Here is a 13,355-nt window from a genome sequence, read left to right on the forward strand (position 1 = left end):
AGTTCTGATTTTTCAATCGATACTGTACCAACCAATGTTGGCTGACCTTTCGCAACGCGCTCTTTGATATCTTCAATGATTGCAGCAAACTTCTCAGCTTCGGTACGGTACACCACATCCGGCATATCGTTACGAATCATTGGTTTGTTGGTTGGGATAACCACCGTTTCCAAGCCATAAATAGATTGGAACTCAAACGCTTCAGTATCCGCAGTACCTGTCATACCAGACAGTTTTTCGTATAAGCGGAAGTAGTTCTGGAAGGTAATCGAAGCCAAAGTTTGGTTTTCGTTTTGAATCTTAACGCCTTCTTTCGCTTCTACTGCTTGGTGAAGACCTTCAGACCAACGACGACCTGGCATTGTACGACCAGTATGTTCATCAACAATTACTACTTCACCTTCGTCAGTCACGATGTAATCAACGTTGCGCTCAAACAACACATGAGCACGCAAAGCGGCATTCACGTGATGTAACATGCTGATGTTAGTCGGAGAGTAAAGTGTGTCACCCTCTTCCATAAGACCATTTTTCACCAACAGTTCTTCAACGTACTCTTGGCCCGTTTCTGTGAGGTATACTTGCTTTGATTTCTCATCAACAGTGTAGTGACCATCACCACGATATTCTTCAGAGTCTTCTTTGTCTTGCTTTTTAAGATGCGGGATCAAAAGGTTGATTCGGGTGTATAGCTCAGAGCTATCTTCAGCAGGACCAGAAATGATTAAAGGGGTACGAGCTTCATCAATTAGGATTGAGTCCACCTCATCGACAACTGCAAAGAAGCGTTCACGTTGTACGCGATCTTCGCTACGGAAAGCCATATTGTCACGAAGGTAGTCAAAACCAAATTCATTGTTCGTTCCGTACAAGATGTCAGCTTGGTACGCTTCTTTTTTCTCTTGAGGAGGCATGTTTGGCACGTTTACGCCAACAGTCATACCTAAAAATTCAAATAGAGGGCGGTTTGTCTCTGCATCACGTTTAGCTAGATAATCGTTCACTGTTACAATATGAACGCCTTTACCAGCTAGGGCATTTAGGTAAGCAGGAAGCGTTGCCGTCAGCGTTTTACCTTCACCCGTACGCATTTCAGCGATTTGACCCGCATTTAGAACCATACCACCGATAAGCTGGACGTCGAAGTGGCGCATACCGTAGACACGCTTAGATGCTTCACGAACCGTAGCAAAAGCTTCTGGAAGTAGTTTATCAAGAGTTTCACCCTTATCTAGGCGCTCACGGAATTCAACCGTCTTTGCTTTTAACTCTTCGTCACTTAGAGCCTCGAATGTTGGCTCATAGTTATTAATTTCTTTTACAATTTTTCTAAGGCGGCGCAGTGTTCGGTCGTTGCGACTGCCAATCACTTTTGTCAGTAGCTTAGTTATCATTTTTCGTGAATCTCTCTTTATTCAGACCGTTCCCGATCTACTCATAATGCCTTCAGTCTCTGCCAGTTTGGAACTAAGAATACTGAGATAAATCATTTATCAAAGATATTGAGTTCAAACATCCATATTTCAAGGCTAAGTTTTGAAACAATGTGGCTTAGTGTAAGGATTTTTAATCGATACAACCATAAATAGACGTATTTGTTTGAAGCACTCTGAAGTTTTTACTTAAAGTGGTGACTGATTAGCCGATATTGCATACCGCAATATGTGTAATCCATCCAGAGCAAACTTTGCTTTTTACCTTGCTACATTGTAAAACTGAAGCTAAAGACGTTAATGTAAACTATACCTTGATAGAAAGCTGCTCTAGAATAGCTATATCTCAACAAAATTAGATTTTACCTATGCGTGATCACCGTCCAACCTCGACTGAAGATGTTATTGCTGAGTCACAGTTCAAGCAGATTCAAGAACATGCTGGAGAAATCTTACAGCTTAACCAAGCTTTGCAAGAGGTCTTACCCACGGGGACGGCCGATCATTGCCGAGTAGCGAATGTTCGTAACGGCCATCTATTGATCGATGTCTCTAGTGCCGCGATCAAAATGAAGATCGATTACGATCGCCTCATGATCCTAAATAAACTTCGTACTCAAGGCTTTGCCAAGCTGATGAGCGTTGAAGTGAGGATCAATCCTTCACTATATCGAAACCGCTTTCAACAAGACGACAGACCTAAGCGTCCACCACTAACCGAATCTGCAGCAAAGTCATTAATGACGATTGCCGACATGGCGCCACCGAAAATTCAAGAGCGTTTAAAACGATTAGCCGATATGGCAGAAAAGGAAGATCGTAAGTGAACGTTATTTCAATATGCTGAAAGCTTGAATGTTATTGATAAATCCAGGATTAAAGCCAAATAGCAAAAAACCAGGCATAAGCCTGGTTTTTTATTAATTCTAATGCCAAGTATTTACGCAAGCACCATATTTGGTTCTGCGAATGCTACTGGTGAGCCGACTTCTTCTTCGAATGTAGTCCACTCCCACGCTTCCTGATCTGCAAGAACAGCACGTAACAGTTGGTTATTTAAACCGTGGCCAGATTTAAAGGCACGGAATTCACCAATGATTGGGTGGCCACACATGTAAAGGTCACCAATCGCATCCAACACTTTGTGAGTCACAAACTCATTTTCAAAGCGTAGACCTTCTTCATTAAGAATACGGTAATCATCCAAAACGATAGCATTGTCAAAACTACCACCCAAAACTAGGTTTTGAGATTGTAGATATTCGATATCACGCATAAAGCCAAACGTACGTGCTCGAGAAATCTCACGAACAAAGCCTTTTGACGAGAAATCAAACAGCAAACGTTGCTCGTCTGATTCAATCGCTGGGTGATTAAACTCAATTTCGAAGTCCATACGGAAGCCGTTAAATGGTACAAATTCTGCCCATTTATCACCATCTTCAAAACGAACTGGCTTTTTGATGCGGATGAAGCGTTTTGGCGCATTTTGCGTTTCGATACCTGCTTGTTGTAGCAAGTATACAAATGGGCTTGCACTACCATCCATGATCGGAATTTCAGGTGCGTCTACTTCGACAACAATGTTATCGATGCCCATACCAGCAAGTGCCGCATTCAAGTGCTCAACAGTTGAAATACGCACACCTTCATCGTTTACCAATGCAGTACAAAGCATGGTGTCACGAACCGAAGCTGGATCAGCTGGAAAATCTACAGGTGGATTTACATCTGTACGACGGTAAATGATACCTGTATTTGCAGCAGCCGGGCGCAGAGTAAGTGTGACTTTACGACCAGAGTGGAGACCCACACCAGTTGTTTTCACTATTTCTTTCAGAGTACGTTGTCTGATCATCTGCTTGCCTCTCAAAAATTTGCTACAAAACACGGCCGTCTGTAACGTCGACCGTGAATGCTACCATAATTTTGAGCCATGTCAAATTTATGGGTTAAAGATTAATCAGCCTGACGACGCAAAAATGCCGGTATATCTAAATAACCACTTTCCTTTTCTTGCTTTGGAGCCGCAGAACTTTGGCTCGACGAAGCTGGAGAAGAAGGAGCAGTGTTTGTCGGCTGAGGAGTTACCTGTGGCTTCTCTTGCACTTGATTATTTTGCAAGGTCTGTGCCGGTTTTTCTTCAGCTTGCGTTGCCGCTGCTTGTTGCTGTGGTTGAGCTTGCGGCGTCGGTGCCACTTTAGCTTTACCACCCGCAACTAGCGTGATATCTGGCTTTTTCTCATTACCAATACCTGTCGCTACAACTGTTACGCGGATTTCGTCAGTCATATCAGGGTCTAGAGAAGTACCGATAACAACAGTCGCATTGTCAGAAGCGAATGCCTTCACTGTATTACCAACCGTCTCAAACTCGTCAAGACGCATATCCAGACCAGCAGTAATATTGACAAGAACACCACGAGCGCCCGCTAGATCGATGTCTTCCAGAAGTGGGCTAGAAATTGCCATTTCAGCCGCTTCTTCAGCACGGTCTTCACCTTTGGCGATGCCGCTACCCATCATTGCGTGACCCATTTCAGACATTACAGTTCTTACGTCCGCAAAGTCGACGTTGATCATGCCAGGGCGAGTAATTAGCTCAGCAATACCTTGAACGGCATTCTTAAGAACATCGTTAGCGCTTGCAAAAGCTTCTAGTAGTGTTACACCACGACCAAGTACTTTAAGTAGCTTTTCGTTTGGAATCGTGATCAAAGAGTCAACATGCTTAGACAGCTCATCGATACCTTGCTCAGCAAATGCCAAACGCTTTTTACCTTCAAAACTAAACGGTTTAGTTACTACCGCTACTGTTAGAATGCCAAGCTCTTTAGCCACTTCAGCAATAACAGGCGCTGCACCAGTACCGGTACCGCCACCCATACCAGCTGCGATAAACACCATATCGGCGCCAGTCAGGGAATCTTTAATTCGATCTCTGTCTTCGAGAGCTGCGTCACGGCCAACCTGTGGATTAGCACCTGCACCCAGACCTTTAGTGATATCACCACCGATCTGAATAACATTGCCAACGCTTGTCTTACGAAGTGCTTGTGCATCAGTGTTGACGCTGATGAATTCCACACCTTCGATGGATTCACGCACCATGTGTTCAACGGCGTTACCACCGCCGCCACCAACCCCAACGACCTTGATTACTGCATCGTCAGACATTTCCATCATCGGTTCAAACATGTGTTGTCTCCGTTTATCCTGCAACTCAGGTTAAAACTCTTTTTGTATCCAGTTACGCAATTTATCGAAAAAGCCAGTTACAGATGAGCGTTTAGGTTCATTATAATCGCTATCGTCGCTAGACTGCATGTCTCTTGCGTAATGAAGTAATCCAACTGCCGTAGAATGGTACGGCTCTTTTACATAGTCAGTTAATCCGCTGACTTCGAGCGGTTTGCCGACCCTTACTTGATTGCGGAATACGCGTTCCGCACATTCTACCACTCCGTCCATTTGCGCAGCACCGCCGGTGAGTACAACTCCCGCAGCCAGATGGTGCTTGATACCCTCTTCGCGCAATTTTGCTTGTACAGAGTCGATAGTTTGGTTAACCAGTCCCATAAGCTCAGAGTAGCGTGGCTCAATCACTTCTGACAACGTTTGACGTTGCAGGCTACGTGATGGTCGTCCACCTACGCTTGGTACATTAACCGTGTCATCCTTACTGACCAGTTCACTCAAAGCACAGCCATATTTGACTTTTATTTCTTCAGCATCGCTCACTGGCGTACCAAAAGCAAAAGCAATATCACTGGTTACAGCATTTCCTGCGTACGAAAATACTTCTGTGTGACGTAACGCACCGCCAGTCCAGATGGCCACATCCATCGTGCCGGCGCCAATATCAACCACACAAACTCCAAGCTCTCTTTCATCCTCGGTGATTACTGCATTACTAGCAGCAAGCCCAGAAAATACGAGTTGTTCTACTTTAAGGCCGCAGCGTTCTACCGCCTTAATAATATTGCGTGCCATGTCATTATGGCATGAGATAAGGTGGACACTCACTTCCATTCTTACCCCAGATAAACCAAGCGGATTTTTGATTCCTTCTTGGTAATCAATGGTGAACTCCTGCGGGATCACATGAAGAATTCGCTGTTCATCACCGATTTTAATCGATTTTGCGGTATGGATAGCGCGATCCATGTCTTCTTGAGACACCTCTTCATCAGAAATCGTGCCCATACCTTTTTCAATTCGGCTTGCGATATGCTTACCAGACAACGAAATGAAGACTCGGCTGATCTGGCACTCTGCCATTAATTCAGCTTGATCAATTGCACGTTGTACTGATTTTACAACCGACTCCAAATCATTCACGCCACCTTTATCCATGCCGCGTGAGGGGCTACTACCTGCGCCAATAATATTAATTTGACCGTCTGGTAAAACCTCACCCACTAGAGCCGATACGGTTGCAGTGCCTATATCAAGACCAACAATAATGTTGTCATCAGCGGCCTTAGTCATCTGTACTCTCTTCTAACTCTTGTTCAGGAAACCAACCAACTGCGGCTCCTGTATCGTACCTAAGATCGATATAACTGATTCTTTGCGTGTCACTGCCAAGCTTGTTATAGAGCTTAAAAAAGCGCTCTATACGCTCAAGAAGAGACTCTTTACCGAGCTCTAATCGAATACCGTTATCAAGGATGATTTGCCAAGCTCGTCGCTCGTTTAATACCAGAGACGATATCGCTAAACCCAATTGCTGAAACTTAGGACTCAAATCACGGTAAGTCTGTAAGACTTCCGGCCCGCTATCTTTGGGTCCGTACAGCTTCACTTTTTCTTCTTGCAACAGAGCAACATCTCCATCAAAAACGAACCCGTTTTTATCTAACAGTTCGTTGCCATTCCAAATGGCTTCTGGTTGATGCTCCGTCAAAAAAACTTTTACTGTATCCGGCCACTGCTTTCGGATTGCGGCATGCGCTACCCATGGCAGAGCTTCGACACTTTGCTGTAATACATCAATATCCTGAGACATAAATGTACCGATGTGATCAATTCGACTAAATGCAGCCTGCACATCGTCAGCTTGGACATACTCCAGTTTCCCCTGAAGTACTATTTTGGAGAGAGGTAACCTTTGGTCATCCCACATCCAACTGATCGCCGCGTACAAAACAGAACTAATTAAAGTCACAACCACAACGAAAAATAACGCACCCAAGATTTTTTCTTGGCGACCACGGTTGTTACCCGTGTTTGGTCGCTCGTCATTCAGTGCAATATTCAACAACGTCTTCGTTTCCTGACTTTTGTCGTGTACTTTTTACCCATATAATTACGCAGAGGTAAAAGTCTTGACTTTAACCTTGGGATTATACTGAGCTCTTGTAAACTATCAAACACTGATAGCAATAAATCACAATGATATTGACGCAAAATCGAGATCTGAGTCTTTATCTGTCCTTCGCATCAACAATATGTGTCAGCCAAGCATCTTGTTTATATTCAATTTAAGACCTGCCAGCTGTTTCGCCACTTTACCAATATCACCCGCACCTTGCGTTAAGATTAGGTCGCCGTCTTGTATAACGTTAGCTAAAACTGAAGGTAATTGCTCGATTTCTGGAACAAAAATCGGATCTACCTTGCCTCGGCTGCGAATTGTGCGACATAAAGCGCGCCCATCAGCACCTGCAATCGGCTTTTCACCCGCTGCGTAAACATCCAGCATGATCAATACATCCACCTGTTCAAGCACATTCGCGAAATCATCGTATAAATCACGAGTACGGCTATAACGGTGCGGTTGGAAAATCATCACCAAACGCTTGTCTTGCCAACCACTGCGTGCTGCATTAATGGTTACATCCACTTCTGTTGGATGATGGCCGTAATCATCAACAAGCATTGCATGGCCGTTGCCAGTATCAAACTCGCCAAGGTGATCAAAACGTCTTCCCGTACCTTGCGTACCAGCCATTGCCTTTAGGATCGCATCGTCTTCAATGTCATCTTCAGTAGCAACCGCAATCGCAGCAGACGCATTCAATGCATTGTGACGACCTGGAATATTCAGCGTGATATCTAAGTTAGCTCGCCCTTTACGTACTACCGTAAATTTGCCTTGCTGCCCCTCTTGACGATAATCTTCAATACGTACGTCGGCATCTTCAGAAAAACCGTAAGTTATCACTTGACGACTAATACGTGGGATTAACTCTCGAACCACAGGATCGTCAATGCAAACAATTGCTTGGCCGTAAAACGGTAGATTATGAAGGAAATCGATGAAGGTTTGCTTTAAGGTTTCAAAGTCACCACCATAGGTATCCATATGATCGGCTTCGATATTGGTAACAATGCTCACCATTGGTTGCAAGTGCAGGAATGACGCGTCACTTTCATCTGCCTCTGCAATTAGAATACGACTCGAGCCTAGACGCGCATTTGTACCTGCGCTTTTCACCAAACCGCCATTCACAAACGTTGGATCAAGACCGGCTTCAGAATAGATTTGAGTAACAAGAGCGGTCGTCGTGGTTTTACCGTGTGTACCCGCAACGGCAATACCGTGACGGAATCGCATCAATTCAGCCAACATCTCTGCGCGGCGTACAATAGGGATGCGTAATTCACGTGCCGCCATCACTTCTGGGTTTTCTTCGTTGATCGCCGTTGACACAACAACCACACTGGCTTTTTCTACATTACTGGCTTGATGACCAATAAATACCGTCGCACCTTTTGATACCAAACGCTCTGTCACAGCGTTCTCTGATAGATCAGAACCTGTGATTTGGTAGCCTTCGTTCAACAGCACTTCTGCAATGCCGCTCATACCCGCACCACCAATACCGATGAAGTGGATGGATTTCACGCGGCGCATCTCTGGCACCATTGCGCGAATCTGAGCTAAGTCTTGTGTATGTTGTATTGTCATCAATTCTATTCTCAATAATTCGGTTAACGCTTTTCGGTCAAAGCGACAATGGCTTGTGCGACAACTCGGTCAGCATTCAATTTTGCAGCGCCACGCGCTTGCTCAGCCATTGTAAGTAAAGCTTGGCGATCCAATTGTTGGATCTGCTGAGTCAGAGACTCAACGGTTAAATCTGGTTGTTCAATCATTTTCGCCGCGCCGCAATCCACCAAGTGGTCTGCATTAAGTGCTTGCTGGCGGTCTTTGTGCATGAATGGAACAAAAATAGCGCCTACACCTGCCGCCGAGACTTCAGAAACAGTTAACGCTCCAGAGCGACAAACTAAAAGGTCAGTCCATGCGTAAGCTTCTGCAACGTCATCAATGAATTCCATTACTTCTGCCTTTACCACACCATTAGCTAGGTATGCTGCGTTCACTTCTTCGGCAGAACCTTTACCCGCTTGATGACGAATACAGTAATCTTCGCCCAATTTCGACATCACTTCTGGCAGAGTTTGGTTAAGAATACGTGCGCCTTGGCTGCCACCCATCACCAAAATGCGAATTGGACCTTGGCGCTCTTGCATGCGCTCAGTTGGCGCTGCTAATTGAGTCACGTCTTCACGAACTGGGTTCCCAACCACTTCGGCATTTGGAAAAGCGCCTGGGAAAGCCTGAAAAACCTTCTTAGCGATTTTCGATAACCATTGGTTCGTTAAACCTGCTACTGCATTTTGTTCATGCAGAACAACAGGAATGCCACTCATCCAAGCGGCAATACCACCCGGGCCGCTAACATAACCGCCCATACCAAGCACTGCGTCTGGCTGCCAGCGTTTCATGTGACCACGAGCCTGCATAATGGCATTGATAATTTGAAATGGTGCTGCAAGAAGACGTTTAACGCCTTGACCTCGTAACCCTTTTACTTTGATAAAGTCGATTTCAATGCCATGTTTTGGCACCAAATCCGCTTCCATTCGATCCGCCGTACCTAACCAACGGATCTCCCAACCTTGCTCTTGAAGCTGTTTTGCTACCGCCAAACCTGGGAATACGTGACCGCCAGTACCACCAGCCATCACCATCAAACGTTTATTTTGTTTCATTAGCTTGTTGTTCTGATTGTTGTTGCTCGCGTTTCAAGCGGCATTCGTAATCGATACGCAGTAATATGGACACTGCGACGGACATAATTATTAGACTAGAACCACCATAACTGATGAGTGGAAGTGTTAAACCTTTAGTTGGAACAATACCGGCGGCGGCTCCAACATTAACCAAGGTTTGAAACGCAAACCAAATACCAATTCCGAAAGCCAGATAACCTCCGAACATTTCGCCTTCTTCAAATGCACGCTTGCCGATGTAAACCGCTTTTAGCACCAAGCTAAAAATCAGCATTAAGACCAGCACTACGCCTACGAAACCAAGCTCTTCAGCAAGTACGGCAAACACAAAGTCGGTATGCGCTTCCGGTAGATATTCCAGTTTTTGAATTGAGTTACCGAGACCTTGACCGAACCATTCACCACGACCAAACGCCATCAAAGACTGAGTCAACTGATAGCCACTGCCAAATGGATCTTCCCACGGGTCAAGGAAGGAGGTTACACGTCGCATACGGTATGGCTCGACGAGAATCAAACCTACCACAGCGCCGATACCTGCCACCATTAAGGCGAGAAACTGGGTTAGTTTTGCACCTGCGATAAAAAGCATGCCAAACAGCGTGACCAGCATCACGACGACCGTCCCCAAGTCTGGCTGACCAAGTAGTAATACTGCGAAGAAGGCAAACACCATGATTGGCTTCATAAAGCCACCAAAGAACGTTTGTCGTACTTCGTCTTGCTTTCGAACTAAGTAACCAGACATGAAGATAAACAGCGATAGCTTCGCGACCTCCGCTGGCTGAAGGTTAAACAGCCCGAGGGGAATCCAACGAGACGCACCATTAACCGACTTACCCGCCAAGAGCACGATGATCAACAGTGCGAAAGAAGCCCAAAGTAAGTAATGGCTCTTCTTAAACCACTCTTGCAAAGGCACTTGCAAAATAACAGCGGACGTCCCTAACGCCAGCACGAGAAACGTCGCATGACGAAACATAAAGTGGAACGGCTGTTCAGTTAATCGAGAGCTGATTGGAAATGATGCAGAGGTTACCATGACCAAACCAGTCAACATCAAACCCAGTGCAATCCACACTAACTGACGATCAAACATCGCCTCTGGGGCTGGATGCTTGAGCCAATTGCCAATACTGCGTTTAACGTTACCTAAACCCACGAAGTGTGTAACCTTTAATTATGCATATTTCTGAGCAAGAGCAGCGAAAGCATCACCTCTTGCCATAAAGTTGTCGAATTGGTCAAAGCTAGCACATGCAGGAGACAGCATCACCATATCACCTGGTTTTAACTGCGAAGATACTTGTTGAATCACATCTTCCATAGTGTCGAAACGTATTGCAGATTCATGCAGTGGCATAAATTCATCGCCATCAGCGCCAAAGCAACACAGTTGCAAGTTAAGCGTCGCGAAGATCGGTTTTAATGGCGAGAAGTCAGCACCTTTGCCAACACCACCAACGAGTAAGTAGAGCTTGCCTGTCAATTCCAAACCAGATAGCGCAGCCATAGTGCTGGCAATATTAGTTGCTTTAGAGTCATTCACCCATTTGACGCCTTGATTATCCGCAACCACCTGGCATCGGTGTGTCAGTCCCGTGTAATTTTTAAGTGCATTCAATGCGTTGTGATAGTTTACGTCCGCAGCTTTTAATAGCGCTAAAGCAACCAGAGCGTTAGATAAGTTGTGCTTACCAACCAACTTAAGCTCATCACTTGCGACAACTCGTTGACCGTGATCGAGCAGCCAAGTACGGTTGCCATCCACCTCGAGACCAAAGTCCTGATTGTCGCTGCCAAATGTCACCAATGGCATCTCTGCGTCTGGGAAGGTTTCTTGATCATCACGGTTCACGACTGCAAGAGCAGCATGGTTAAAAATACGCAACTTAGCTTGTCGATAGTCAGACATGCCTTGATAACGATCCATATGATCTTCAGAAAGATTCAGAAACGCAGCGGCTTTGAGCTTTAAGCTTGACGTCGTTTCTAACTGGAAGCTCGAGAGTTCGAGTACATATAGGTCTGCGTCTTGTTCTAACAAATCCAGTGCAGGCACACCGATGTTACCACCAACGCCAACATCCAAACCTGCAGCCTCAGCCATCACACCTGTGAGGTCGGTTACTGTGCTCTTACCGTTTGAGCCCGTAATCGCAATCACCGGTTTCTGCACCGCCCAAGCGAATAACTCGATATCACCTACTACTGCCGTACCTTTTGCTAATACGGCTTGGATCTCTGGTGTCGCTAGCGCAATACCAGGGTTGGTCACGATAAGATCCGCGTCAGAAAGCCAGTCTGTATTCCAACCACCACTATGCAGTTGAACACTTTCCGGCAAGCGCTCTGCACCTGGAGGGTTTACACGAGTATCAATGACTTTGACCACAAGTTGTGGCTGATTTTTTCTTAGGTGTTTAACGACAGAGAGCCCGGTAATACCGAGCCCTACGACGACAACACTATGTATGTTTTGCCAACGTTCCATATTTGATCACACTGTAAATCTTGTTCTTGGAAAGCGCGATTAACGCACTTTCAATGTCGCAAGACCAATCAGAACAAGAACCATAGAAATAATCCAGAAGCGCACGATTACGCGAGGTTCTGGCCAACCTTTCAATTCGTAGTGGTGGTGAATTGGTGCCATACGGAAAATGCGCTGACCACGTAATTTGTAAGAACCTACCTGCAGGATGACTGATAGCGTTTCCATTACAAATACGCCACCCATGATCACCAACACCAACTCTTGACGAACTAGAACAGCAATGGTGCCCAATGCACCGCCAAGCGCTAGTGAGCCCACATCGCCCATGAACACTTGTGCTGGGTACGTGTTAAACCACAAGAAACCAAGGCCTGCACCTACGATTGCTGTACATACGACAACTAACTCAGAAGCATGTGGTAAGTATGGTATATGAAGGTATTCAGAGAAGTTAACGTTACCGGTCGCCCATGCAATAACCGCGAAGCCTGCTGCAACAAGAACCGTTGGCATGATTGCCAAACCGTCTAGACCATCAGTCAGGTTGACCGCGTTACTTGTACCTACGATGACAAAGTAAGTCAGAATGATATACATCAAACCAAGCTGCGGCATGATGTCTTTAAAGAATGGCACCACTAGCTGAGTTGCTGCTGTGTCTTTACCGTAAGCATACAATGCGAAAGCGACGACAAACGCGATCAACGACTGCCAGAAGTACTTCCAACGCGCGATCAAGCCATCGGTATTTTTGCGTACCACTTTACGATAATCATCAACAAATCCGACCGCACCGTAGCCAAGTAAGACTGTCAGTACCGCCCATACGTAAGGGTTGGATAAGTCTGTCCATAGCAAAATCGTGATTGAGATGGCCGCTAAGATCATGATACCGCCCATTGTTGGGGTACCACGCTTACTAAAGTGAGATTCAGGACCTTCGTTACGCACTACCTGACCAATTTGCAGCATTTGCAAACGCTTGATCATGATTGGTCCCATCCATAATGACAGACCTAGAGCGGTTAATACGCTTAGGATTGCTCGAAAAGACAAGTATTCAAACAATCGGAAAAAAGACAGGTATGGCTGTAGCAGCTCGGCAAGCCAAATAATCATTAATAATACTCCTTCAAAGCAGCAGCGACTTCAAACATACGTGCACCGTTCGCTCCTTTCACCAACATCGTATGGTTTTCAGGAACGGCTTGGTCTAGATGCTGCTTGATGTATTCAATCATCTCTTGGTGCGTCTCAAAATGAATGCCTTGGCAAAGATCACTGATCACCTTGGCGTCTGCACCATATGTGAGAACATGTTCAAATTTTTGTGGGGCAGCATGTTCCCCGACTTGACGATGAAGTGCAAGACTTTCCTCGCCCAATTCCGCCATATT

11 protein-coding genes and 1 pseudogene are annotated in these 13,355 nt (G+C 45.5%); 1 reads left to right on the forward strand and 11 read right to left on the reverse strand.

What is annotated here, in order from left to right; all coding sequences use genetic code 11:
- The coding region (locus R7E29_RS16340; protein WP_411912749.1) for a DEAD/DEAH box helicase at positions 1-1,394 on the reverse strand (1,394 nt) is incomplete at its 3' end.
- Between the two features lie 407 nt (positions 1,395-1,801).
- Here R7E29_RS16340 and R7E29_RS16345 point away from each other — a divergent pair.
- The gene (locus tag R7E29_RS16345) at positions 1,802-2,260 is read left to right on the forward strand and encodes a DUF721 domain-containing protein (RefSeq protein ID WP_033906094.1); all 459 of its coding nucleotides are present in this window, start codon (positions 1,802-1,804) and stop codon (positions 2,258-2,260) included.
- 113 nt (positions 2,261-2,373) lie between these two features.
- Here R7E29_RS16345 and lpxC read toward each other — a convergent pair whose 3' ends face one another.
- The 10 genes and pseudogenes from lpxC to murF form a co-directional block, all read right to left on the reverse strand.
- On the reverse strand, positions 2,374-3,291 hold the full coding sequence (lpxC, locus tag R7E29_RS16350) for a UDP-3-O-acyl-N-acetylglucosamine deacetylase (protein ID WP_005381871.1): 918 nt from the start codon (positions 3,289-3,291) through the stop codon (positions 2,374-2,376).
- 101 nt (positions 3,292-3,392) lie between these two features.
- Positions 3,393-4,631 carry a cell division protein FtsZ gene (gene ftsZ / locus R7E29_RS16355; RefSeq protein ID WP_017633617.1) on the reverse strand — a complete coding sequence of 413 codons (1,239 nt, stop codon included), beginning with the start codon at positions 4,629-4,631 and terminating at the stop codon, positions 3,393-3,395.
- Between the two features lie 30 nt (positions 4,632-4,661).
- On the reverse strand, positions 4,662-5,924 hold the full coding sequence (gene ftsA, locus R7E29_RS16360) for a cell division protein FtsA (protein WP_005372946.1): 1,263 nt from the start codon (positions 5,922-5,924) through the stop codon (positions 4,662-4,664).
- Positions 5,917-6,699 (reverse strand): cell division protein FtsQ/DivIB, encoded by a 783-nt coding sequence (locus tag R7E29_RS16365; protein WP_005387393.1) that lies wholly within the window; start codon positions 6,697-6,699, stop codon positions 5,917-5,919. Before R7E29_RS16365 ends, ftsA begins: the two co-directional genes overlap by 8 nt.
- 192 nt (positions 6,700-6,891) lie before the next feature.
- The gene (gene murC, locus R7E29_RS16370) at positions 6,892-8,349 is read right to left on the reverse strand and encodes a UDP-N-acetylmuramate--L-alanine ligase (RefSeq protein ID WP_005387395.1); all 1,458 of its coding nucleotides are present in this window, start codon (positions 8,347-8,349) and stop codon (positions 6,892-6,894) included.
- A gap of 23 nt (positions 8,350-8,372) precedes the next feature.
- Positions 8,373-9,440 carry an undecaprenyldiphospho-muramoylpentapeptide beta-N-acetylglucosaminyltransferase gene (gene murG, locus R7E29_RS16375; protein WP_054576662.1) on the reverse strand — a complete coding sequence of 356 codons (1,068 nt, stop codon included), beginning with the start codon at positions 9,438-9,440 and terminating at the stop codon, positions 8,373-8,375.
- Positions 9,427-10,623: a cell division protein FtsW gene (ftsW, locus tag R7E29_RS16380; RefSeq protein WP_005372933.1), complete on the reverse strand. Its 1,197-nt coding sequence runs from the start codon at positions 10,621-10,623 to the stop codon at positions 9,427-9,429. Before ftsW ends, murG begins: the two co-directional genes overlap by 14 nt.
- An 18-nt stretch (positions 10,624-10,641) precedes the next feature.
- Positions 10,642-11,955 (reverse strand): UDP-N-acetylmuramoyl-L-alanine--D-glutamate ligase, encoded by a 1,314-nt coding sequence (gene murD, locus R7E29_RS16385; RefSeq protein ID WP_054576661.1) that lies wholly within the window; start codon positions 11,953-11,955, stop codon positions 10,642-10,644.
- Positions 11,956-11,994: 39 nt separating this feature from the next.
- Positions 11,995-13,077, reverse strand: a complete 1,083-nt coding sequence (gene mraY, locus R7E29_RS16390) for a phospho-N-acetylmuramoyl-pentapeptide-transferase (RefSeq protein ID WP_005372931.1) — start codon at positions 13,075-13,077, stop codon at positions 11,995-11,997.
- A pseudogene (gene murF, locus R7E29_RS16395) lies at positions 13,077-13,355 on the reverse strand (UDP-N-acetylmuramoyl-tripeptide--D-alanyl-D-alanine ligase); the annotation flags it as partial. The gene mraY and the pseudogene murF, both read right to left, overlap by 1 nt.

Origin of the sequence: Vibrio sp. Vb1729, assembly GCF_033338655.1 — a bacterium.
GTDB classification, from domain to species: Bacteria; Pseudomonadota; Gammaproteobacteria; order Enterobacterales; family Vibrionaceae; genus Vibrio; species Vibrio alginolyticus.

Coding starts and splice junctions, on each gene's coding strand:
- R7E29_RS16345 (WP_033906094.1), top strand. CDS start 1,802: ATGCGTGATCACCGTCCAACCTCGACTGAAGATGTTATTGCTGAGTCA.
- lpxC (WP_005381871.1), bottom strand. CDS start 3,291: ATGATCAGACAACGTACTCTGAAAGAAATAGTGAAAACAACTGGTGTG.
- ftsZ (WP_017633617.1), bottom strand. CDS start 4,631: ATGTTTGAACCGATGATGGAAATGTCTGACGATGCAGTAATCAAGGTC.
- ftsA (WP_005372946.1), bottom strand. CDS start 5,924: ATGACTAAGGCCGCTGATGACAACATTATTGTTGGTCTTGATATAGGC.
- murC (WP_005387395.1), bottom strand. CDS start 8,349: ATGACAATACAACATACACAAGACTTAGCTCAGATTCGCGCAATGGTG.
- murG (WP_054576662.1), bottom strand. CDS start 9,440: ATGAAACAAAATAAACGTTTGATGGTGATGGCTGGTGGTACTGGCGGT.
- murD (WP_054576661.1), bottom strand. CDS start 11,955: ATGGAACGTTGGCAAAACATACATAGTGTTGTCGTCGTAGGGCTCGGT.
- mraY (WP_005372931.1), bottom strand. CDS start 13,077: ATGATTATTTGGCTTGCCGAGCTGCTACAGCCATACCTGTCTTTTTTC.